Source organism: Acetivibrio saccincola (assembly GCF_002844395.1).
Lineage (GTDB): Bacteria > Bacillota > Clostridia > Acetivibrionales > Acetivibrionaceae > Herbivorax > Herbivorax saccincola.
This window is the reverse complement of the sequence record NZ_CP025197.1, coordinates 2515797-2540612: the sequence shown is the minus strand read 5'-3', so window position 1 is coordinate 2540612 and position 24816 is coordinate 2515797. Positions and strand designations below refer to the sequence as shown.

Here is a 24816-nt window from a genome sequence, read left to right as displayed (position 1 = left end):
AAGTGGATGTTAAGATAAATATATTAAATGAAAGGGTCAAAATTCCCATAGAGCTTATAGAAGCCTGCGGGGGAGATGAGCTTATTGCAAGGATATTTTATAACAGAGGATATAAAGATCCTGATACCGTTAAAATAATGCTAAATGATGAATACTATAAGCCTACCCTGCCGGATGAGTTTCCGGGCATGGAAAAGGCGGTAAGAAGGATTTTAAAGGCGATAGATTCCAAAGAACTGATTTGTATTTACGGGGACTATGATGTGGACGGTGTTACAAGTACCGTTACCCTTGTGGAATGTCTTAGAAACTACACAGATTCGGTAATTTACCATGTCCCGGACAGGTTTACCGAAGGGTACGGAATGAATGAGGAAGTTGTAAGAAGCCTTTATGAAAAAGGGGTATCCCTTATAATAACCTGTGACTGCGGTATTTCCAATGTAAATGAGATAAGTTTGGCAAAAGAGCTTAAAATGGATGTTATACTAACTGACCACCACAGTATTCCTGATGAAACTCCCGATGCATATGTTATATTAAATCCCAAACTTTTAGAAGAAGGACACAGGGCAAGAAATATTTCAGGCTGTGCCATGGCATATTTTTTGTGCTTGGCTGTTTTAAAAGAAAAGGGAGAAGAATATATCGGGGATGGATTTTTAGACCTTTTGGCACTGTCACTTATTGCAGATGTGGTAAGTCTTAACGGTGAAAACAGATACCTTTTAAAAAAGTCGCTGCCGGCTTTGATTAATACAAAAAGGGCAGGTCTTAGTGAGCTTTTTAAAATAGCCGGCAAAAACGGCAGTATAGACAATGAAGAGGATATTGCATTTCAAATTGCACCAAGAATAAATGCAGCAGGAAGAATGGATACCGCCAAATTGCCTGTTGAGCTGCTTTTGTGTAAGGAGCAGGATTTGGCAAGAGAAATGGCAGAAAAAATTGATGTTTTAAATAGTGAAAGAAAAAGAATCCAGCAGAAAATAATTGATGAAGCAATAGAAATGGTGGAAACACAGAAAAAGAACAAGACGGTTTTGGTGCTTTATGGGGAGTTCTGGCATCATGGAATAATCGGAATAGCAGCAGGGAGAATTTGTCAGCTGTATAAAAAACCTGCAATACTGCTTTCAATTAAAGATGACGGAAGTACAGTGGTGGGTTCAGCCAGGTCAATAGAAGAAATAAATATATATGAGCTTATAAAAGAGTGCAGCGGGAAGCTTTTAAAATTTGGCGGACACTCCCAGGCAGCAGGTCTTTCATTAAAGAAAGAAAACCTTGAGGATTTTGTAAGGGAAATTGAAACAGCGGCAGAAAAAAGATACTTTATAAAGGATACAATAATAGCAAATGTGGATATGGAGCTTTCCTTTAATGAAATATCAGATGATTTTATTACAAGGATTCAAAGTGCAGGTCCTTATGGGGAAGGCTTTAGGTTTCCTGAGTTTTATTCTTCAAATATAAGGGTTGTAAGTGACAGAAAGACTGAAAAAAATCATCATATTATGGTTTTAGAAGATGAAAACAAAATAAGAATACCGGCGGTTAAGTGGTTTGGAGATGAGGAGTCTTTAGAGGGAAAGGTTTTTGACATTACTTATAAAGTGGGGACAAATACCTATAGAGGAAATAACAGCATTCAGCTTACAATAGGCCATATGGTTGAAAATTTAAGTGTAAAAAAGATACTTTTTGAAGGAAATATTATAGATGAGAGAAAGACAGCCATAAATACCCTTTTACTAAAGTATAAAGATGCACAAATTTTTTATGAAGGTCTAAAATCCCGCTGCCCTATAGACGATACAGTAAACAGGTTTAATATAAAGCCCAAAAAAGATATTGTTTTTATTTCACCCCCGGCAAACACGGCAGTATTCAGGGAAGTTATAGCTTTAGCCGACCCGGAAAATATAATTATCAATTTTACCCTTTCGCCGGATTATTTGTTTAAAGGATTTTTAATGAATTTTTTAGGAGTAATAAAATATACTATTAAAAACAAGGGTGGCAGGGAATACATTGAGGTTTTTTCCCAGAAACTTTGTGTGGAGGAGGGTATTATAAAAGCCAGCCTTAAATATCTTAAGGCAAAGGGTTTTATAAATTATATATTAAGTGAAGACCACAGCAAAGTATTTATATTTCAAGGCAGTGGGAAAGAGAGAAAAACAAATATTGCTTTTCTAGAAAAAAGCCTGAAAAACGCCCTTATGGAAAAGAATGCATACAAAGAATTTATATTAAAAATGGATAAAGAAAAATTTAAAGAATACTTAAAATAATATTTATAAACATTTTTTACAACGTTTTATAACAATATAAATTAACTATTAACTCTACTATAAATACATGATATAATTATCTTAAAGAAATGTTTTTAGCAATACTTTCTAGAATTTAGCGTAGGAGGCAAAGGACATAATTAAATAAAGAGGTTAAAAAAATGAAAAATATTATTATTACTCTGATAATAACTTTATCCTTAATTGCATTGGTTTTATCATTTAGTTTACCAGTAATTGTTAACGACATTTTTCCGGTGGAAATAAGGGTTGTTACAGGTATAGTAACCTTTGTTCTCATAATTTTTATTATTAGGGTGTTAGTTGAAAGAATAGCTGAAATAAAGGAGGAAGATAAAGATGATCTTAGTAAATACTGATTATATTCCCGGAAAAGAGTTTGAAGTTTTAAGTATTGTTAAAGGTTCTACAGTTCAGACAAGGCATGTTGGAAAAGATATTATGAGCGGGCTTAAAAATTTAGTAGGAGGTGAGTTAAAGACTTACGTTGAAATGATTGAGCATGCAAGGGCGCTAGCAACAAAGAGAATGGTGGAGGAGGCAGAAAAATTAGGAGCAGATGCAGTTATCAATATAAGGTATTCTACATGTGGTATAATGCAGGGAGCAGCGGAAATTCTAGTATACGGCACTGCTGTTAAATTCAAATAATATAAAGCTATGACAATTTAGTATTTTAAAACCAACATTTTCAAAGTACATCTCTGACTGCTGCTAATATTGTATTTGATTTTTATTTTATTATTTTTTAAGTAAGTATGAAGGGCGGTCGTTTGTATTATGAATAATAATTATTTAAAACAATATGTTGGAAGAAGAGTTGTTTTGTATCTTTCCCTTTGGTCAAAAATTTTAAGGCTGGGTACAAGGGGAGTAATAAGTGATTGTAAGGGTGGATGGGTAGAGATAAAAAAGAACAGGAAACTTGAATACATCAATGTGGGCAAAATTTACAGTTTTAGACTTCTTGATTAAAATAAGCCTCTTTATAATAAAACAGAGAATTAATTAAGGTGGAGACTTTGCCCCACCTGTTGTTATAAGAAAGTTTTATCCTTTTTGATATTTTTGTACGGCTGATTATAAAAATTATTTTATTATAAGCCGTTTATTTTATTATAAGCCGTTATTTTTTATAATGTCCCTATATAAATAGCCGCTATTTTTTATTGTTCTTTTAAGGTTTTCACGGTTCACATGTATAATACCGAATTTTTTAGAATAACCAAAACTCCATTCAAAATTATCCATTAAAGACCATAAGTAATAGCCTTTTAAATTTACTCCTTCTTCAATGGCTTTATGCGCTTGTATTAAGTGTTCTTTAATGTAATTCATCCTTTTAACATCGTTAATATTGCCGTTTTCATCTATTTTGTCGTCAAAGGCTGCACCGTTTTCACTTATAATTATATCTATTTTGTTGCAGTCATTATCAAGGCGTAAAAGAAGGTCATACAAGCCTTTTGGATATATAATCCAACCCATTTCGGTTTTTTCAAACTGGGAAAGCTCATTATTTATTTCTACAAAACCATTAACGGGGTGGTGCTTTACAAATTCTGATGTGTAATAATTTATTGCCAAAAAGTCTATATCTGCACCAATTATTTTCATGTCTTCTGGAGGAAAATCAAAATGAGCTCCCCTGTCTCTATAAAACTTAACCACATCCTCCGGATACGTGCCTTTAAATACAGGATATATAAACCATTTATTCAAAACCCCGTCCGCTAATTCACAAGCCTCTATATCTTCTTTTTTATCTGATGCAGGATATTTTGTTGAAAAGTTTGGTGCTATACCGATTTTACCCGGAAGGTTAAGCTGCCTGTATGCGCCAACGGCTTTACCGTGTGAAAGCAGAATATTGTGAAATACCTCCAAAGCGGTTTTTAAATCTTTAATTCCGGGGGCGTGAACACCCATCATGTGACCTAAAAATGCCACTATCCATGGTTCGTTTTGAGTAATCCAATAGGGAACAACATCTCCTAATTTTTCAAATAAAAGACCGGCGTACTCAACAAAATAATCAGTTACATCCCTGTTGGCCCACCCACCAATATCTTGGAGTTTTTGAGGCAAATCCCAGTGATAAAGGGTTACAGAAGGCTTAATACCGTTTTTCAACAGCTCATAAGTAAGCCTTTTATAAAAGTCCAATCCTTTTTCATTATACTGACCCTTTCCCTCAGGAAAAATCCTGGGCCAGGAAATAGAATATCTATAGGATTGGATTCCAATCTCTTTCATTAAAGCAATATCTTCTTTATAACGGTGGTAGTGGTCGCAGGCAACATCACCGTTATCGCCGTTTAGAATTTTTCCTGGTGTATGGGAGAAACGGTCCCATATGGATTCGCCTTTTCCGTCCTCGTCAAAGGCACCTTCAATTTGATAAGATGCAGTAGCACAGCCCCATATAAAATCTTTTGGAAATACAATTCCAGGCATATTTTCACATCCTTACAATATATTTAAAAAAGTTTATATAAAATTGCCTTATTCCACATTATATTTAAGGGATAAGTTAAAAACAAGGGGGTAGTACTAAAATAATTATCGGAAGAATTTATACATATAATTAAAATATCTGTATAAATTATATCACGAAGCATTTACGTAGCTTAGAAATAGACCTCTTGTATGCAAGGATTATTTGTGCTATAATTTATGAAAACTATAAATAAAAAAAGGCAATGATAGAGAGAGTAGGCAGCTTTTAGCTGTTTAAAGAGAGAAAGTACCATGGGCTGAAAGTATTTTCAACATGCCGGCTGTTGAAGTTCACTCTGGAGCCGTATCCTGAACATTGATGATAAGTAGGGATATACCGGTTGCAACCGTTACCTGCAATGAGTGTTTATACATCTTTTGATGTATAAAAAGTTGGGTGGTACCGCGAAATAACCTTTCGTCCCATGTGGGAAGGAAGGTTTTTTATATGCTTACTTTAAAAATATGATATTTTTTCATATACAAAATTTTAATTTCTTGATGTTTAATATCTAAATTATAAGGAGGAGTAAAAGCATGAAAGAGCAGCTAAACGGCATTAGAAGCAAAGCAGAAGCGGAAATTGCAAATATTAAAACCATACCGGATTTGGAAAATGTAAGAGTTAAATACTTAGGAAAAAAGGGAGAACTTACTTCTGTGCTAAGAGGTATGGGATCCCTTGCGCCTGAAGAAAGACCTGTAATAGGTCAGTTGGCAAATGAAATAAGGAATTTTTTAGAAAACAGGATTGCTGAGGTTAAAAAAGAACTTGCAAACAAAGAGAGGGAATTAAAACTTCAGAAGGAAGTTATAGATGTAACCATGCCTGGTAAAAGAAAAAATTTAGGCAGAAAACACCCTCTTACCAATGTTATAGATGAAATTACTGAGGTTTTTGTTGGAATGGGCTATGAAATTGCGGAAGGTCCTGAAATTGAAAGGGATTACTATAATTTTGAAGCGTTAAATATTCCTGAAAATCATCCTGCAAGGGATGTTCAGGACACATTTTATATAAATGGGGATATACTTTTGAGGACTCAAACTTCACCTGTTCAGATAAGGGTTATGGAAAACAAAAAACCTCCCATTAAGATAATTTGCCCTGGAAGGGTTTACCGCTCTGATGCAGTGGATGCAACCCATTCCCCGATATTTCATCAGATAGAAGGTCTTGTGGTGGATAAAGGTGTTACAATGGGGGATTTAATTGGAACATTAAAGGTATTTGCAAAAAGCATATTTGGTGAGAAAACAGATATAAGGTTAAGACCTCACCACTTTCCTTTCACTGAACCTAGTGCAGAGGTTGATGTTTCATGCTGGACTTGCGGTGGAAAGGGATGCAGGGTGTGTAAAGATGAAGGCTGGATTGAAATTTTAGGTGCAGGAATGGTACATCCAAAAGTTTTAGAAATATGCGGCATAGATCCTGCTGTTTACAGTGGTTTTGCCTTTGGGCTCGGGGTTGAAAGGACAGCTATGGGAAGATTTAATATTGATGATTTAAGGCTATTATATGAAAATGATATAAGATTTTTAAAGCAATTCTAAAATAGATTTTGATAAGGAAAAATAGATTTTGAAAGGAGTAATATGGTATGAAAGCACCAATAAGTTGGCTTAAAGATTATGTTGATATAGATATAGAAACTAGAGAATTTGCAAATAAAATGACTATGTCCGGCTCTAAAGTTGAAGGAATTGAGGTACAGGGAGAAGAAATCAACAAGGTTGTAGTTGGTAAAATTTTATCAATAGAAAAGCACCCTGATGCAGATAAGCTCCAGGTTTGTAAAGTGGATGTAGGAAATGAGGTTATTCAAGTTGTGACAGGGGCAGACAACGTAAAAGAACAGGACCTTATACCGGTTGCCCTAAGTGGTGCAACTTTATCAGGAGGAATAAAGATTTCCAAGGGGAAGCTGAGGGGAGTGGTATCAGAAGGTATGATGTGTTCCATAGAGGAGTTGGGATTTACAAAGGAAGATTATCCGGATGCTCCTGAGAACGGCATTTATATTATAAAACAGGATTACCCCCTAGGAACTGATATAAAAGAGGTTTTAGGATTAAATGATACCATTTTGGAGTTTGAAATAACATCCAACAGACCTGATTGCATGAGCATCATTGGTCTTGCAAGGGAGGCGGCTGCGACTCTTGGCAAGGAGTTTAGAAAGCCTGAAATAAAGCTTGAAGAAAAGGGAGATGAGGCAAATAAATATGCTACAGTGGAAATAAAGGACCCTGATCTTTGTCCAAGGTATATAGCAAGGATAGTAAAGGATGTAAAAATTGAGCCTTCCCCTAAATGGATGAGAGACAGGCTTAAAGCAGCAGGGGTAAGACCTATCAACAATATTGTTGATATCACAAACTATGTTATGTTGGAATATGGTCAGCCTATGCATGCTTTTGACCTTAGCTATTTAGAAGGACAAAAGATTATTGTAAGAAGGGCTAGGGACGGTGAAGAAATAACAACTTTAGATGATGTAGAGAGAAAACTTGATTCCTCCATGCTGGTAATTGCAGATGAAAATAAAGCTGTGGCAGTGGCAGGGGTTATGGGTGCAGAAAATTCAGAAATCCGGGAAGATACCAGGACAATTTTATTTGAGTCTGCTAATTTTGAAGGTTCATCAGTGAGAACCACTGCAAAAAAACTTGGACTTAGAACAGAAGCATCAGCAAGATTTGAAAAGGGTTTGGATGTTCAAAATACATTATTGGCTATTAACAGGGCTGCCCAGCTAGTGGAAGAGCTTAATGCAGGTGTTGTGTGTAAAGGCATAATTGACTGCTATGAGAAAAAGCAAAAGGAGAGAGTACTTAAATTTAGCCCTGAAAACATAAATAAACTTTTAGGCACAAATATTCCAACAGAGGAAATGATAAAAATACTTAAATCATTGGAATTTGAAGTTGATGAAGAGAATTTGACTGTAAAGGTGCCAAGCTTCAGGCAGGATGTGGAAAGGGAAGCTGATTTAGCTGAGGAAGTGGCCAGATTTTATGGTTACAACAACATAGAGCCTACCCTTTTATCCGGCAAATCCTCCACATTAGGGAAGAAAACTTTTAAACAAAAGGTAGAAGATATCATTATAGATACAATGATTTCATGCGGGTTATTTGAAATATACACATACTCTTTTACAAGTCCTAAGGTGTTTAATAAGCTTAAACTGCCGGAAGAAAGTCAGCTTCGCAACACCATTGTAATTCAAAATCCTCTTGGGGAAGATTTTAGCATTATGAGGACAACAACCATTCCGGAAATGCTTCAAGTGATTAGCACTAATTACAATAGAAGGGTGGAAGAAGGGGCATTTTTTGAAAAATCCTTTGTATACATTCCAAAGGGACAGCCGGTTGAAGAGCTTCCTGAAGAGAAGCCTGTATTGACACTTGGAATGTACGGGGAAGCAGATTTTTATACCCTTAAAGGTGTTGTAGAAGAACTATTTTCAGTCCTTGGTATAACACAATATGATTTTGCACCGGAAAAAGAAAACCCTGTATTTCATCCTGGAAGGGCTGCAGTTGTAAAAATAAATGGTGAGTATGCAGGTACAATAGGGGAAATTCACCCTGATGTAGTAGAGGAATTTGAATGTCCCCAAAGAACATATATAGGTGTTATTGAAATTGATAAGCTTGTTGAAAATGCATTTTTAAAGCCTGAATACAAACCGCTTCCTAAATACCCGGCGGTGACAAGGGATATTTCAATGCTTGTAAAAGACGAAGTTTTAGTAAAAGAGATAGAGGATATCTTAAAACAAAGGGGTGGCAAAATTTTAGAAAGCATTGAACTTTTTGATGTTTACAAAGGTGAACAGGTACCGGAAGGTATGAAAAGCGTTGCTTATTCCCTGACATTCAGGGCAGCGGACAGAACCCTTACCGATGAAGATGTAAATAAAACAATGAAAAAGATTCTTGACGGACTGAAAAAGAACATTAATGCAGAACTAAGATAAACTTTAGAATTACAAATTTTTCAAAAAATATTATTAATAAGTTGTATTTATAAAGGAGGAGGCTAAAAACCTCCTCTATTTATTGCATTTGCTGTCCAGCCAATTGTTTTTCAGCCATTTCAATCATTCTTTTAACCATCTGACCGCCTATAGGACCGCCTTGTTCACCATTAACCCTTGATGGCAGGTCTCCTTTATAGTGGTCATTATTTTCTTTTACAAATTCTAAACGTCCTATTTCTTCAGCGCACTGCATTTTAAATTTAGTAAGAGCATCTCTGCTTTCAGGTACTAATGGCGTATTTCTTCTAGCCATATCTTTCACCAACCTTTTTAATAAAATGTTTTATTTTGTGTTTCAACATTATTTTTAGCAAAAAACAAAATAAAACACATAGAAATATGCGCTAATTTTATCTAAGTCTTGCAAAAATCTATTTTTTTGACGTATCACTAATTGAGAGTGAATTTTATACAATTAAAAACTTTATCATTCATTCATCTAATAAGAATTCTATTGCACTTAAAGGCATGTTTTGTTAAAATAAAAACAAATTTAATTTTAATTATATTACAAAATAAGGTTATAGAAAATATATGGAGGTTTTGTTGTATGGAAAAAATAAAATTTGACTATTCAAAAGCAGGGGAGTTTGTTAAAGAAAGTGAAATAACATATTTTAAAGACATTGTTAAGACATGCCATGAAATGCTTCACAACAAGACAGGAGCAGGCAATGATTTTTTAGGATGGTTAGACCTTCCTTTAAACTATGACAAAGAAGAATTTGCAAGAATAAAGGCAGCAGCCCAAAAAATAAAATCCGATTCAGATGTATTGGTTGTTATAGGAATCGGAGGATCATATTTAGGGGCTAAGGCAGCCATAGATATGCTTTCACACACATTCTACAACCAACTGCCAAAAGAAAAAAGAAATGCGCCTCAAATTTATTTTGTAGGAAATAATATTAGTTCTACATATATTGCAGACTTATTAGAAGTTATTGAAGGAAAAGATATATCGGTAAATGTTATATCAAAGTCCGGAACTACAACAGAGCCGGCAATAGCCTTTAGAATTTTTAGGGAGTATATGGAAAATAAATATGGAAAAGATGGAGCCAGAAAGAGAATATATGCTACCACTGACAAAGAAAAAGGTGCATTGAAAAAGTTAGCTGATGAAGAGGGCTATGAGACTTTTGTAGTACCTGATGATGTAGGAGGAAGATTTTCTGTTTTGACAGCTGTAGGTTTACTCCCTATTGCCGTATCAGGTGCGGATATTGATAAAATAATGGAAGGAGCAGCTGATGCTTGCAAACTATATAATAATCCTAACTTAGAAGAAAATGACTGTTACAAATATGCAGCTGTGAGAAATGCATTATATAGAAAAAACAAAACCATTGAAATAATGGTAAATTATGAACCGTCATTACATTATTTTACCGAATGGTGGAAGCAGCTTTACGGGGAAAGTGAAGGAAAAGATCAAAAGGGTATTTTCCCGGCAGGTGTTGATTTTACAACAGATCTTCACTCAATGGGACAATATGTACAGGACGGTTTGAGAAATATATTTGAAACTGTTATAAAGGTGGAAAAACCAAGAAAGAACATTGTAATAAAAGAAGACAAGGAAAATCTTGACGGACTTAACTTTATTGCAGGTAAAGATGTTGACTATGTGAACAAAAAAGCATTAGAGGGAACAATGCTTGCTCACAATGACGGGGGTGTTCCTAACCTTCTGATTACTGTACCGGAACTTAGTGAGTATTACTTTGGAAGCTTGGTTTACTTTTTTGAAAAGGCCTGCGGTATCAGCGGCTATATTTTAGGTGTAAATCCTTTTGACCAGCCAGGTGTTGAAGCATACAAGAAAAACATGTTTGCCCTCCTTGGAAAACCAGGATATGAAGAAGAAAGAGAAAAGCTTGAAGAGAGGTTAAAAGAATAAGAAAATGATATTTTTTAAATTCATATCAGGTAGGAAAAATTTCTTACCTGATATTTTTATATAGCAAAGTTTAACTATTCATAACATCAATTACCTTTACCAACAATATCCTCTAGATTTTGGATGTACAAGAGTGTATGATATTTTATAGGGGGTGTTTATTTATGTTTTTTAATTTTAATGATGATTGTGATTTAGTTCCAGTGACTTATTCCATAAGAGGTTATAAAAAAAGAGAATCAACTTTTCTAAAAAAATTTTTAAAATATTTTTTCTATATTTCAACCATTTTGATATTAGGGGTAGTAGCAATCTTAGGGTATATAAAATAATAAAAAATTTATTAAAAAATTTATCTTTTACCTATTGACAAATAGTAAGAAGCCGAGTATAATTATTTTTGTTGTTAAAATTCATATGCGGATGTGGCGGAACTGGCAGACGCGCTAGACTTAGGATCTAGTGTCTCACGGCGTGGGGGTTCGACTCCCTTCATCCGCACCAAAGGGTTTAAGAAACTGAAATTTCTTAAGCCCTTTTTTGTATTTTGTAGAAGAAATCAACTCAAGATAGCCGGTTTGAAATAGTAAAAACACCTTTGAGATAAATTATGAATATTGGACTAATTCGAATAAGAGTGTATAATAAAGGATGATAAGGTTGACCTTAAAGGACCGAAATAACGGTAATTTTTCACACAATTTATTATCAAATTATATTTAGGGAATTGAGTTGGAATATGAAAAAGTTAGTAATTGGTATATTAGCGCATGTGGATGCAGGTAAAACTACATTATCAGAAAGCCTGCTTTATTTAAGTGGGAAAATAAGAAAAATAGGAAGGGTAGACAATAAAGACGCCTTTTTAGATAACTATGAACTAGAAAGAGCGAGAGGTATTACTATTTTCTCCAAACAGGCTGTATTTGAAATAGATGACAGGCAGATTTTTTTATTGGACACCCCGGGACATGTGGATTTTTCGGGAGAAATGGAAAGAACCCTTCAAGTATTGGACTATGCTATTTTAGTGATAAGTGCTGCAGACGGGGTTCAAGGACATACCAAGACATTGTGGAGGCTTCTTAATATATATAATATCCCTGTTTTTTTATTTATAAATAAAATGGACAGGGAGGATGTAGACAAAGACAAATTAATTAAAGAAATAAAAGAACAGTTAGATGACGGATGTATTGATTTTGGAAAGGCTGGTACAGGGGAGTTTTATGAACAATTGGCTATGTGTGATGAAAAAACTATGGAAGCTTATTTAGAGGATGGAAAGATTGAAAACAGCCTCATAAGTAAAGCAGTGGCAAAAAGAAAAGTGTTTCCCTGCTTTTTTGGATCAGCTTTAAAATTAGAAGGTATTGAAGAATTTACAAAAGGCATTATAAAATATTCCATTATTCCTAATTACCCCCATGAATTTGGAGCTAAAATATTTAAAATAACAAGGGACGGGCAGGGCAACCGTCTTACTCACATGAAACTTACAGGGGGGAAGCTTAAAGTCAGGGATGTTTTAACAAATGGTGTATGGGAAGAAAAAGTAAATCAAATCCGCATTTATTCAGGAGAAAAATTTGAGGCGGTAAATGAGGTAGAAGCAGGAGATGTAATTGCAGTAACAGGACTTACTAAGGCAAGACCGGGAGAGGGACTTGGGATAGAGGAGGCTTCAACTTTCCCTGTATTAGAACCTGTACTGCGGTATCAGATTATACTTCCAAATGGCTGTGACCCAAGGGCAATACTACCAAAGCTTCGTGAAATTGAAGAAGAACAGCCGGAGATTCAAATTGTCTGGGATGAACATTTGCAGGAAATCCAGGCAAAGGTTATGGGGGAAGTGCAGATTGAAATTTTGCAAAGCCTTATAAAAGAACGCTTTGATGTTGATGTAGCCTTTGGTGACGGAAAGATTCTCTATAAAGAGACCATTTTAAATACCGTTGAAGGTGTGGGGCATTTTGAACCCCTGAGGCATTATGCAGAAGTTCACCTGTTATTAGAGCCCGGAGAAAGGGGAAGCGGTTTAAAATTTGATACAAAATGCAGTGAAGATATGTTATCTAAAAACTGGCAAAGACTTGCTTTAACTCATTTAAAAGAAAAGGAGCATAAAGGTGTTTTGACAGGTTCGCCAATTACAGATATGAAAATAACTTTGGTTTCAGGTAAAGCCCACAATAAACACACAGAAGGCGGCGATTTCAGGGAAGCCACCTACCGGGCAGTACGCCAGGGATTAAAGGAAGCAGAGAGTATTCTACTTGAGCCGTATTATGATTTTTATCTGGAACTTCCTGAAAAAATGGTAGGAAGGGCCATGACTGATATTGAAAGAATGAACGGCACCTTTGAAATATCCCGGTCAAATGGTAGTATGACAGTTCTTGTGGGCAGTGCCCCTGTTAGCACAATGAGAAATTATCAAAAAGAAGTACTTGCTTATACAAAGGGGCTAGGCAGGCTATTTTGCAGCCTGAAAGGATACGATATATGCCACAATCAGGAAGAGGTAATACAATCCATAGGATATGATTCTGAAAAAGATGCTGAAAACCCAACAGGTTCTATATTTTGTCAGCAGGGAGCAGGTTTTTTTGTAGAGTGGTACAGGGTAAAAGAACATATGCATTTAGAAAGCTATCTTAAAAAAGAAACAAATTTAGAAACAGAAACAGATGAAAGCAAAAAAACGAATTATTCAGAAGAAAAAACAATTAGTTTAGAGGAAATTGACAAAATTATAAATAAAACCTTTTACGCCAACCAGGGAAAAAAGTCCGGGTGGAAAAAAAGAAAAGCACCTACCTATAGTTATTATAAAACATCCAATTATGTGGGTAAAAAGGAAGAGAAAAAGGATGAGTACCTCTTAGTGGATGGATACAATATTATATTTGCATGGCAGGAGTTAAAAGAGCTTGCAGATGAAAACATGGATGGGGCAAAAACTAAATTACTGGACTTACTTAGTAATTATCAGTGGATTAGAAGGTGTGAAATTATTGTAGTGTTTGATGCATACCGTGTTGAAGGGCATCGTGAAGAGGTAATGGATTATTACAACATCCGGGTGGTATACACCAGGGAGGCACAAACAGCAGACGAGTATATAGAAAAATTTGCCCATGACAACAAGAAAAAATATGATATAACAGTTGCCACATCAGATAGTTTGCAGCAAATTATTGTGCAGGGTGAAGGGTGTGCTTTACTTTCTGCAAAAGAGCTTAAAGCCGAGATTATACAAGCTAATAAAAGAATGCAGGAGGAGTACGAAGAAAAGAAGGGTATAGACCGGAATTATCTAATGGATTCACTATCTAAAAAAGCAAAGAAACAAATGGAGGATATGGTCAAAGGGGAGGGGTAAAATTTTTAAGGGCAATTTCTAAAAGCTTTTCTTTTTCATTTAACAAAGGATTTTCAATAACAATGTCCAATAGAGCATGTAAAATATTGCCTATTTCTTTTCCCTCTTTAAAGCCAAGGCTGATTAAATCATTGCCGTTTATAGCCAAGTCCTTTAATTTAAAACACTGCTTATTTTTAATTATATCAAAATAAATTTCTTTAATTTTATTTAACTTTTCAATTCCCTCTTTTGAATACTTGAGATTCTGACCCTTTCTGTCTGCTTCCTGTACTTTTAAAAGGTCTAAAAAAATATCTTCACCAACAATATTCATAGCCTTTTTTACAGATTTGTGGGTAGGTGCAATTACCCTGTCGTGGTGTTTTATAAGGGTTAATACTTTGTATATTGTTTTGTTGTCAAATTTAAACCGTTCAAGGACTTTTTTTGCAATGGAAACGCTTTTTTTACCATGGTTGTAAAAGTGGTCAATTCCCTTGGAATCGGTGGTTTTGGTTACAGCTTTTCCAGTGTCGTGAAGCAGCATTGTCCATCTTAAATGTTTTTTATTTTCGACATTTGAGACGGTGTGCAGAGAATGAATTGCCACATTGTATAAATGATAAGGGTGGTTTTGGGAAGTTTCAAAACATATTTCAAACTCCGGCATTATATATTTTAAAATTCCTGTATCTTTTAGTATTATCATATGAAAAGGATTGTCAGAGCACAGTATTTTTGATACCTCGTCCCTGATTCTTTCAAAACTTACCTGGCTTATAAGATGGCAGTTTTCTTTGATTTCATTTATAGTGCTTTCATCAATTTCAAATTTTAAAGTTGCAGAAAAACGGACGGCTCTCAGCATCCTTAAAGGGTCTTCTAAAAAACGTTCTTTTGCTTTTCCAACAGAGCGTATTGTTGAATTTTTTATATCTTCAATACCTGAAAAAGGGTCAATAAATCCCTCTTTTGGGTGATAAGCTATTGCATTAATTGTAAAATCACGCACCGATAAATCGCCTTTTATGCTTTGTTCTTTTCTGTATGTGGTTATTTCATAATTTTTTTTGTTCAACACCACAGTAACTGTTCCATGTTTTAAACCGGTATCAATTGTTTTTGGAAACAGTTTTTTTATGTCTGATGGTTTTGCATTGGTGCTAATATCCCAATCTGCAGGTTTTCTTCCCATTAAAGAATCCCTGATGCATCCGCCGACCAAATATGCTTCATAATTATTGCTGTTTAGTACATCAATTATGTGTAGAATATCATTGTGTAAAGTTAGAGGTTTTTTTTCCTGCATAGCAACTTTCCTTTTCTTTTAAAATATTTCTTATTTAAATTATTTGAATTATAAATAATTATAATGCATATTTTTACTATTATCAAAATTATCAATAATAAAATCAATGACAAGGGATAATATGGAAATAGATTGTTAAAAAAATGTCCCGTGCATTCCAAGAAGAGACGGGAGAATGCCACGGGATTTAGGGGAGTAACTTTTTAAGAATTGCTATTACTAATAATACAACAAAATATTATATTATGTAACACTCCGTTAAAACTTCTTAAAATTCGACAAAAATTTATAATAAAAGCAACAGACCACTTACTAAAAAACTTTACTTCTCTACTATAAGCTCCCAAAATACTGAGTTTTCCCATCTTGTACCTTTTTTTACAAGGGTAAAATTGTCATTGCTGTATTTTGAAAAGTACAATTTATTGCCTTGTTTATTTAAGTCCCAAAAAAACACTTTTAAGTCATTGTTAAAGTAGTCAACGGATTTTTCGTCTTTAATTCCTACCAGGAAACTGTATGATGGATTAGAGTCCCCCCATATTTTAACTGACATTGACTTTTCCTTTCCAATGAAATTTTCAAATTCATCAGTTGTAAGAGTACTTCCAAATTCGGGAGTGGAGTATACGTTTTGGGAATCCATAAATTTTATGTGTTTTCCATACAGCTTATTTGTTGGCAGCATACATATATAGGATGTCCCCATGTAAATATCCGAAATAAAATCAAAAGTTGTGTCTAAAGTTATTTTTGAAGGTGAAAACAAATAACTTCTTACAACTTTGGCATATATCTCAGATGGTGAATTATTAATGGTAAGGTATGTTTCTTCCACTATTTTCAAACATGATAAATGGTGTTTTTCTTCTTTTTTTAAAAACAGTTCAGTTTCTTTATCAGCATCATAAAATTTTAAACTATTTAATATTTCGTTTTCGTGGTTTCCGCCGGAAAAATAATATTTGCCGGAAGGGTTTTTAGATACCCTAAAAACATATTCCCAGTCAGAAGTCCCATTAGCTAAAGAATAGTACCGGTTTGAAGGGATTTTGTTGTCGGTTATTACGTACCATCCGTTTATATTCCAAGTACCCCAATCTTTTTCGGTAAAACTTGTAAGAAGAATTTTACCATCGGGTAATTTTGAATACATACTTAATGTTTTTTCGTCTTCTAACATTACAATTAGAGATGGGAGGTCAGAGGTTGGAGTGGGATTGGATGTTAGATTAGCGGTAGAAGTTGAAGTTAGATTAGAAGTTGGAGTACAGGTTGAAGTTAGAGTATAGTTAGAAGTTGGACCGGGATTATAAGTTGAAGTATTGCTAAAAGTTTCGGTTGGAGTAGAAGTATAAGCTAAACCGGGAGTTGGAGTAGAAAGCCCTGGTACAGGTGTTGTTTTATTTCCGTTATGCGTCCAAAGGGTTGTAAGTGTGGCAATGGAAACTAAAGCAGCAATTAGTATTGAGAAAATTTTGAGTAATTTCATAGCTACCTCCTGTGAACTGATATGGTAGTAAAATCTTCGGCATAGTTTTCCGGATATATTATATATTTTACCAAGTATTGTGTAAAAAATACCCAAGAGTATGTAAGGGGGGCGGGTTAGCGTAAAGTTATTGTAGGGAATGAGACATAAAATACCATATATAATTGAAAAGAAGATGACATCCTGTTAAGATATTAATTAACCAAAAATAATAAATAGAAAGGATGACATCTTCTATGTATAATAGTATACAACATTTTAATGAATTTGGGGTAAAAAGAATTGAAAAAAAGATAAAAAATTTTATTGAAGAAGGAAAAGACTTAGCTGATCTTGTTCTTGGTCTAAAAGAAGATTTATTTAAACTTGGACGCGATATACTTAAAGAAGTGCTTGAAGATATGGATGAATATTTCCGTAACTGTGAAATAAGGAAACAGTATTGGGAAATTATAAGAAAAGATAAAACAGCTATTTTAACGACATTTGGAACACTAAGTTATAACAGGACATATTTTAAGCATAAGGAAAATGGTAATAGACAACACCTAGTCGACAGGATTGTAGGTGTAGAACCACATGACAGAGTAAGTGCCGATGTTGTAATTAATGCAATAGATGAAGCAGCTGACAGCAGCTACAGAAAGGCAGGAGAAAAGGCGACATATATTGATGAAATCAGCAAACAAGCAGTGATGAATAAAATACATAATATTGAAATAGTTGAGCCTGAAATAAAAGTAGATAAAAAGAGAGAAGTAAAAATATTGTATGTTGAGGCCGATGAGGACCATGTAGCATTACAACAAAAAAGTATATTGAGACAGAATGAGAAGGGCAAGAGAAATACAATTATGCCAAAACTTGTATATGTGCATGAGGGAATTGACTTTGAAAAAAGTAATAAGAAGAGAAAAGTATTAAAGAATGTTCGATATTTTGGGGGAGTGTATAAGAATTCAGAAGATTTGTGGCTTGAAGTATCGGAATACATATATAAACAATATGACGTTGATTTTTTAGAGACGGTGTATATATCAGGAGATGGGGCGTCATGGATAAGGCAAGGAGTTAACTGTCTTTCAAAGAGTAAATTTGTACTTGATAGATACCATCTTCAAAAATACGTAAGAGTTGCGACCACACATTTAAATGATGAAGCAATAAGCCAAGATTTACAGGAGGCTTTGAATTTATCTGATAAAAAAATGCTAACAAAGGTTTTTAAAAAGATAATTGAAAAGACAGGCGATAATGAAAATAAAATAAAGGCTATAAAAAATGCAAAGCGATATATTTTAAATAATTGGGATGGTATAGAAATAAGGTCAAACAGAGGAATAGTGGGTTGTAGTGCTGAAGGTCATGTGAGTCATGTATTTTCATCCCGTTTAAGTTCAAGACCTAAAGGCTGGTCGAGAAAAGGAGTAGAAAAGATGTCAAAGCTAATAATATACAAGAAGAATGGCGGTAAGGTATATGACATAGTTATGGCACAAAAACAAAAAAAGTTAGCATCTAGTAGGCAAGAAATTCAGGAAAAATTAATTAAGGAATTAAAGAAGTCATCAAACAGGTATGAGAGTGTATGGAATAGTAATTTAACTGTTATTCATAAGGGGTGTAAAACTGGTTTATATAAAGAATTAAGGCGTATTATAGGTATATGCGGATAGGGATGAGGTAATAATAAAGCAAAAATTACGGGAAAGTTTACAAGTAAGCCTATCCAATAGGAATTATACATATCTAAAAAAAGACAAAGAAAAAGAAAAAACATAAAAAAAGAAAAAGAAAAGAAAAAAGCAAAACTTTAGTACCATGACCCGCGGAGCCCTACTACTTGTCAAGGCCGGGCTTTGCCCGCTTGTTTTAGCCTTGACAAAATGGAAAATGGTACAATAGAAATACTTTTTTCTTTTAAAAGTAGCGTTAAAATGTGAAGGAACATAGATAACAAAACGTACTAATTTGTCACAAGTATTGAGTAAAATGAATTCTTTATAGAAAGAAAGAGTTATATGGTATAATAGACAATAAGTTAGAGGAATTATAAAAGAAAATAAGGCTCAAAATGATGTAAAACACTTTCGTTACTAAGAGACCGTTATTTGAAATAGTTGCACAAATAAAAAATGGGATGCCATCTACTTTTCTTTTTCCTACAATAAATTGACGCTATCGGGGGGCGGCTAAACTCTTGACCTTTTATAAAAAAGCTGTTATTGTAATTTCAGAAGGAAGAGAAAACATTGTGTAAACTTATGAGGAAGTAGGAGCGTAAGCCGGGCAATGAATAAGAAAATAAAAGATGAAATGACTGACAGGCTGTTTGAAGCAATATTACTCCTTAAAAACATAGATGAATGTTATAGCTTTTTTGAAGATATTTGCACTATATCCGAGATAAAGGCAATGGCACAGAGGCTTGAAGTCGCAAAAATGCTAAGGGAAGGGAAGACATATAGCGATATAAGTGAAAAAACCGGAGCAAGTACAGCGACAATAAGCAGGGTGAACAAGGCCTTGATTTATGGTGCCGATGGATATAAACTCATTTTAGACAGATTGGATAAAGAATAAAGTCCTTTTATTTTAGTATTTTGTATATTGATTAAATTTTGAAAATAAGATATCATTACAGTAATAATATTTCAATATAACGATAATTTTTGTAATATTTTTTAAAACTTTAGGGGAAAGTCTTAGTTAAAGTAGGGAAGATATTAATGTTAAGCAGAATATTTGTCAGTTTGTTGATTTTATCAGCATTGACTTCAGATGGAACGGTAAATTTAACAGAATATTTATTTGGTCCTTATTTATACTCAAATACAGGGCTTGTTGCAGTGTCTGAAAAAAAAGATACATGTTTAGGTAAGGAAAAAAATGATGAATCGTCATTTAGTACAGTTTATGACAGTTCACATATTACAAAGGTAAAAAATAATTATAATAAATTTAATTTTAATGTATTTTGGTTATACTTTAATTATACATTGTACCAAAATATATATACAAATTTCAATTCTGAAATTTCCTATTGGCCTTTATCCTTTAAAAAAGGCAAAAAAATAGTGCTGAATTCATCTGATTTATCCCCTCCAGCAATGTAAACAATAATGTAAAAACATTGATATTTTTCTAAAATGCCGTACCATTTATTTGATTTTGCGGCACAACCTACGAAAATGCTATGCCCTTTTTACAAAGAAGTGAGGTGGAAATATGCTGTATTTGCTAGTCATACTTTTGGCAATTATCCTTGGGGTGCTTTTTGGGACTTTTAAAAGAAAAAAGTTAGATATATCATATATTAGGCTGGAAAAAGTGTGGCTGGCATTTCTTGCCTTTGGAATACAGACCATTACAAGGATTTTTTCAATGAAAGGGGTTTCTTTTCTTGTAAAATACAGCTGGCTGACCCAGGGGGTAGTTTTTGTACTGCTGTTTGTTGCCTTGTGGTATAACAGAAAGCATTTGGGCTTATGGATAATAGCATTGGGCGCTTCGCTGAATGCATTGGTTATGATGGTAAATGGGGGAAGAATGCCGGTATCTTTGGAAAAATTGGTAAAGGTGGATATGCCGGAATTTATAGAATTAATAAAAAGCGGTGCAGATAATAAACATGTTGTTATGAGTGAAGCAACAAAGCTGAATTTTTTGGCAGATATATTTTATTTACCCGGGTTTTTAGGTAAAGGGGCGTATGTGCTTAGCATCGGTGATTATATTGTAGCGGCGGGTCTTTTTATATTTGTATTTGGAATGGTTAGCGGTTCATATAAAAAACATGAAGAGGTAAAAATTTAATTTGGAGGTTTTGGTATGTTAAAGATAATTGAAAAAATTATAGGAAGTTATAGTGATAGAGAGCTAAAAAGAATAATGCCTATTGTTGAAAAAATAGAAAGTTTAGAGGAAAAAATGCAGGCTATGAGTGATGATGAGCTAAAAGCAATGACTCCTCATTTTAAAAAGAGACTTAAAGAAGGCGAAACATTAGATGATATTTTGCCGGAAGCTTTTGCGGTGGTAAGGGAAGCTTCAAAAAGGGTATTGGGAATGAGGCATTTTAAAGTTCAATTGATAGGCGGCATTGTTCTTCACCAGGGAAGAATTGCAGAGATGAAAACAGGAGAGGGTAAAACATTGGTTGCAACCCTTCCGGTTTATCTCAATGCTCTTGAAGGAAAAGGCGTTCATGTGGTTACTGTAAACGATTATCTTGCAAAGCGTGACAGTGAGTGGATGGGAAAGGTATACAATTTTTTAGGACTTAGTGTGGGACTTATTATTCACGGTCTTGACAATGCAACAAGAAGAAAGGCTTATGCATGTGATATAACTTATGGGACAAATAATGAGTTTGGATTTGACTACCTAAGGGATAATATGGTGATTCACAAAGAAGATATGGTTCAAAGGGAGCTAAACTATGCAATAGTTGACGAGGTTGACAGTATTTTAGTGGATGAGGCAAGAACCCCCCTTATTATATCAGGTGCAGGGGATAAATCTACAGAACTCTACACTATGGCGGATACCTTTGTAAGAAGGCTTAAAGCAAAGGTATTTAAAGAAACAGATGATAAACAGCATATGGATGATATTGAAGCAGATTATATTGTGGATGAAAAGGCTAACACAGCTACACTTACAAATGATGGAATAAAAAAAGCAGAAGAGTTTTTTGGAGTGGAAAATTTATCTGACCCTGACAACATGGCTATATCCCATCACGTAAACCAAGCCTTAAGGGCACACGGGCTTATGCACAGGGACAGGGACTATGTTGTAAAGGATGGTCAGGTAATTATTGTTGATGAATTTACCGGGCGTTTGATGTATGGAAGGCGCTACAGCAATGGACTTCACCAGGCAATTGAGGCAAAAGAAGGGGTGAAGGTGGAAAGAGAGAGCAAAACACTTGCTACCATTACATTCCAGAACTATTTTAGAATGTATAAAAAGCTGGCAGGTATGACGGGAACAGCACAGACAGAAGAGCAGGAATTTAGAAGCATTTATAACCTAGATGTAATAGTTATTCCGACAAACCTTCCGGTTGCCAGGGTAGATATGCCTGACTGTGTTTATAAAACTGAGAGAGGTAAGTTTAATGCAGTTATAGATGATGTAGTTGAATGCCATAAAAGAGGTCAGCCTGTACTAATTGGTACAATATCCATTGAAAAGTCAGAAATTTTAAGCCTCATGCTTAAAAGAAGAGGAATACCCCATCAAGTTTTGAATGCAAAATACCATGAAAAAGAGGCTGCCATAATTGCACAGGCAGGTAAATTAGGAGCAGTTACAATTGCCACCAACATGGCGGGGCGTGGTACTGACATTGTTCTTGGTGGTAATCCGGAATATATGGCAAAGCAGGAAATGAAAAAAATGGGCTATGGCGACAATTTAATTAATGAGGCCACCGGATTTAACGACACTAATGATGAAGAAATACTTGAAGCAAGGAAAGTTTTTAGAAAATTATACGATGATTTCAAAAAAGTAACAAGTGCTGAACGTGAAAAGGTGATAGAAGCCGGCGGGCTTTATATAATTGGTACAGAAAGGCATGAGTCAAGACGTATAGATAACCAGCTGAGGGGACGTGCAGGACGTCAGGGTGACCCTGGGATGTCAAGATTTTATATTTCCTTAGAAGATGACTTAATGAGGCTTTTTGGCTCAGACAGGTTAACTAAGGTTGTTGATACCCTTGGGCTTGAAGAGGATCAGGCCATTGAAAACAAAATGCTTACTAATGCCATTGAAAATGCTCAAAAGAGAGTGGAAGGGAAGAACTTCTCAATTAGAAAAAATGTACTTCAATATGACGATGTTATGAACAAGCAAAGGGAAGTTATTTATGCCCAGAGAAGAGAAGTTTTAGACGGCAAAAATATTAAAGACAATTTTATTAAAATGATGAAAGAAATTGCCGATAGAATGGTTACACTGTACTGCAGCGAAAGCCCATACCCTGATTCCTGGGATTGGCAGGGATTAAGGACGTATGCAGAAAAACCTTACCTTTATGAAGGTGCCCTTGAATTTAGCAAAGAAGAACTGGAGAATATGACCCAGGAAAGCCTTAAAGAAAAAATAATTAAAATAATGGTTGAAAAATATGAGGAAAAAGAAAAAGAAATTGGTTCTGAGCTTATGAGGGAACTGGAAAGGGTAATTCTATTAAAGGTTGTTGACCAAAAATGGATGGATCACATAGATGCAATGGACCAGTTGCAGCAGGGTATCAGGCTTAGGGCATTTGGTCAAAAGGACCCTGTAATTGAGTACAAATTTGAAGGATATGAAATGTTTGAAGAGATGGTAAGAAACATCCAGGAAGATGCCGTGAAAGTTATTTTAAATACCCGGGTTGATAAAAACCGTGTGCCGGAACGTCAAAGGGTTGCCCAGCCAATATCTGCATCCCATGGAGATCAGGGAAGGCAGCCGGTTGTAAGAAGCAGTAAAAAAGTAGGAAGGAATGAAAACTGTCCTTGTGGAAGCGGCAAAAAGTACAAAAAGTGCTGCGGAATGAACTAGTAAGAGGGCTTTACATGAGGTGGGTTTTATATGGATTACCAGGAAGCTGTTAATTATGTGAATGAAAGGGCGCTGCTGGGCATTAATCTTGGACTTGATAGGATAAAAACTTTACTGGATTTAATGGGGAATCCTCAAGAAAAACTAAAATGCATACATGTTGCAGGTACAAATGGGAAAGGTTCCGTTATAGCCATGATAAGCAGCATATTAAATGAAGCAGGATACAATGTGGGGGGATTTATTTCTCCCTACATTGAAAGTATAGAGGACTCTATTTTGGTAAATGGCAAAAAAATTTCAAAGGAGGATTTTGTAAAAAGCCTTCAGTATGTAAAAGAAAAAGCCCGGTTAATGGGTAAAGATGGTTATTTTCTTACAGAGTTTGAAATACTTACTGCCACTGGATTTTGGTATTTTTATAATATAAATTGTGATATTGTTCTTTTAGAAGTTGGCCTTGGAGGCCGCCTTGATTCCACCAACGTCATAGAAAGTCCTTTAGTATCGGTAATATCTAATATTGACTATGACCATACTGGACAATTAGGAAACACTTTGACTGAAATTGCTTACGAAAAAGCAGGTATTATAAAAAAAGACTCTTTAGTGGTATTATATCCCCAAAAAGAAGAAGTGGAAAAAGTTATTGAAGAAGTTTGCAAAAAAAATAATGCCTTTTTAATAAAAACTGATTTTAGTAAAATAAATGTTAAAAAATCTTCTATAGAGGGTCAGGAATTTGACTTTGGAAAGAGAAAGTCCATTAAAATAAATTTATTAGGCAAACATCAGATAAATAATGCTGCATTGGTCATAGATACCATAGATGCACTTATAAAAAAAGGCTACAGTATAAGTGAAAATGCTATAAAAAGAGGGCTTTTTCTGGCTAAATGGCCTGGAAGACTGGAAGTTTTGAAAAAAAACCCTTTATTTATTATAGACGGAGCCCATAATCTAAGTGGGGCTAAGGTTTTGAAGGAAAATTTAGAAACATATTTTCCTCATAAAAAAATTATATTTATTACAGGGATTTTTAAAGATAAAGATTATGTTTCAATGATAAAAGAATGTTCTTATATAGCTTCTAAATTTATAATTATAAACTTAGAGAGTAAAAGAGGGCTTGATGCGGAAGAATTAGCAAAAATAGCAAAGCGCTATTGTAATAATGTAGTAATTAGTGATACAATAGAAAGGGCAGTTAGGACGGGTATCAATGATGCATCAGCAGACGATGTTGTCTGCGCCTTTGGTTCCTTAAGTTTTGTTGGAACCATGAGAAGAATGTTTAAAACATAAG

At 34.6% G+C, this 24816-nt stretch carries 18 protein-coding genes, 1 tRNA gene and 1 other annotated feature; of the genes, 15 read left to right on the top strand and 4 right to left on the bottom strand.

Features of this window, described 5'->3' with window-relative positions:
* Window positions 1–2 precede the first annotated feature (2 nt).
* The 4 genes from recJ (at window position 3) to HVS_RS11375 (ending at window position 3293) form a co-directional block, all read left to right on the top strand.
* Complete coding sequence (gene recJ / locus HVS_RS16710) at window positions 3–2297, top strand: single-stranded-DNA-specific exonuclease RecJ (RefSeq protein ID WP_169926544.1); 2295 nt, start codon at window positions 3–5, stop codon at window positions 2295–2297.
* A gap of 161 nt (window positions 2298–2458) precedes the next feature.
* The gene (locus tag HVS_RS11385; RefSeq protein WP_101302474.1) at window positions 2459–2677 is read left to right on the top strand and encodes a hypothetical protein; all 219 of its coding nucleotides are present in this window, start codon (window positions 2459–2461) and stop codon (window positions 2675–2677) included.
* On the top strand, window positions 2658–2969 hold the full coding sequence (locus HVS_RS11380) for a YbjQ family protein (RefSeq protein ID WP_101302472.1): 312 nt from the start codon (window positions 2658–2660) through the stop codon (window positions 2967–2969). The genes HVS_RS11385 and HVS_RS11380 overlap by 20 nt, the downstream gene beginning before the upstream one ends.
* Before the next feature lie 129 nt (window positions 2970–3098).
* Window positions 3099–3293, top strand: coding sequence for a DUF6897 domain-containing protein (locus HVS_RS11375; protein WP_101302469.1), 195 nt, complete (start codon window positions 3099–3101; stop codon window positions 3291–3293).
* A gap of 141 nt (window positions 3294–3434) precedes the next feature.
* On the opposite strand, the gene HVS_RS11370 is transcribed toward HVS_RS11375, so the two are convergent.
* The gene (locus HVS_RS11370; RefSeq protein WP_101302467.1) at window positions 3435–4775 is read right to left on the bottom strand and encodes a GH1 family beta-glucosidase; all 1341 of its coding nucleotides are present in this window, start codon (window positions 4773–4775) and stop codon (window positions 3435–3437) included.
* Between the two features lie 236 nt (window positions 4776–5011).
* Window positions 5012–5246: a binding site (T-box leader), on the top strand.
* 108 nt (window positions 5247–5354) lie between these two features.
* On the opposite strand from HVS_RS11370, the gene pheS reads away from it, so the two are divergent.
* Window positions 5355–6374, top strand: a complete 1020-nt coding sequence (pheS, locus tag HVS_RS11365; RefSeq protein ID WP_101302465.1) for a phenylalanine--tRNA ligase subunit alpha — start codon at window positions 5355–5357, stop codon at window positions 6372–6374.
* 47 nt (window positions 6375–6421) lie between these two features.
* Entirely contained in the window at window positions 6422–8809 is a 2388-nt protein-coding gene (gene pheT / locus HVS_RS11360) for a phenylalanine--tRNA ligase subunit beta (RefSeq protein ID WP_101302463.1), read from the top strand.
* Between the two features lie 79 nt (window positions 8810–8888).
* Here the strand turns inward: pheT and HVS_RS11355 are convergent, their stop codons facing one another.
* Entirely contained in the window at window positions 8889–9125 is a 237-nt protein-coding gene (locus HVS_RS11355) for an alpha/beta-type small acid-soluble spore protein (protein WP_101302459.1), read from the bottom strand.
* 297 nt (window positions 9126–9422) lie between these two features.
* Here HVS_RS11355 and HVS_RS11350 point away from each other — a divergent pair, with 297 nt between their 5' ends.
* From HVS_RS11350 to HVS_RS11340, 3 genes are all read left to right on the top strand, one after another.
* Entirely contained in the window at window positions 9423–10775 is a 1353-nt protein-coding gene (locus tag HVS_RS11350) for a glucose-6-phosphate isomerase (protein ID WP_101302456.1), read from the top strand.
* Between the two features lie 419 nt (window positions 10776–11194).
* A tRNA-Leu gene (locus HVS_RS11345) sits at window positions 11195–11279 on the top strand.
* A gap of 235 nt (window positions 11280–11514) precedes the next feature.
* Window positions 11515–14163 (top strand): translation factor GTPase family protein, encoded by a 2649-nt coding sequence (locus HVS_RS11340; RefSeq protein WP_101302453.1) that lies wholly within the window; start codon window positions 11515–11517, stop codon window positions 14161–14163.
* Here the strand turns inward: HVS_RS11340 and HVS_RS11335 are convergent.
* Window positions 14147–15454, bottom strand: a complete 1308-nt coding sequence (locus HVS_RS11335) for a CCA tRNA nucleotidyltransferase (protein ID WP_101302447.1) — start codon at window positions 15452–15454, stop codon at window positions 14147–14149. The two genes, HVS_RS11340 and HVS_RS11335, sit on opposite strands and share 17 nt — an antisense overlap.
* Before the next feature lie 322 nt (window positions 15455–15776).
* Window positions 15777–16946, bottom strand: coding sequence for a hypothetical protein (locus HVS_RS11330; RefSeq protein WP_101302444.1), 1170 nt, complete (start codon window positions 16944–16946; stop codon window positions 15777–15779).
* Window positions 16947–17182: 236 nt separating this feature from the next.
* Here HVS_RS11330 and HVS_RS11325 point away from each other — a divergent pair, with 236 nt between their 5' ends.
* The 6 genes from HVS_RS11325 to HVS_RS11300 all read left to right on the top strand — a co-directional run bounded on the left by HVS_RS11325 (window position 17183) and on the right by HVS_RS11300 (window position 24815).
* Window positions 17183–18622: an ISLre2 family transposase gene (locus HVS_RS11325; RefSeq protein ID WP_235827484.1), complete on the top strand. Its 1440-nt coding sequence runs from the start codon at window positions 17183–17185 to the stop codon at window positions 18620–18622.
* Between the two features lie 616 nt (window positions 18623–19238).
* Window positions 19239–19529 carry a YerC/YecD family TrpR-related protein gene (locus tag HVS_RS11320; RefSeq protein ID WP_101302441.1) on the top strand — a complete coding sequence of 97 codons (291 nt, stop codon included), beginning with the start codon at window positions 19239–19241 and terminating at the stop codon, window positions 19527–19529.
* A gap of 146 nt (window positions 19530–19675) precedes the next feature.
* Window positions 19676–20062: a hypothetical protein gene (locus HVS_RS11315; RefSeq protein ID WP_101302439.1), complete on the top strand. Its 387-nt coding sequence runs from the start codon at window positions 19676–19678 to the stop codon at window positions 20060–20062.
* Window positions 20063–20174: 112 nt separating this feature from the next.
* A complete protein-coding gene (locus tag HVS_RS11310) occupies window positions 20175–20762 on the top strand; it encodes a DUF5317 domain-containing protein (protein ID WP_101302436.1) in 588 nt (195 codons plus the stop codon).
* A 15-nt stretch (window positions 20763–20777) separates the two neighbouring features.
* Window positions 20778–23510 carry a preprotein translocase subunit SecA gene (secA, locus tag HVS_RS11305; RefSeq protein WP_101302434.1) on the top strand — a complete coding sequence of 911 codons (2733 nt, stop codon included), beginning with the start codon at window positions 20778–20780 and terminating at the stop codon, window positions 23508–23510.
* A 30-nt stretch (window positions 23511–23540) separates the two neighbouring features.
* Window positions 23541–24815, top strand: coding sequence for a bifunctional folylpolyglutamate synthase/dihydrofolate synthase (locus tag HVS_RS11300; protein ID WP_101302431.1), 1275 nt, complete (start codon window positions 23541–23543; stop codon window positions 24813–24815).
* Window position 24816: the final 1 nt, after the last annotated feature.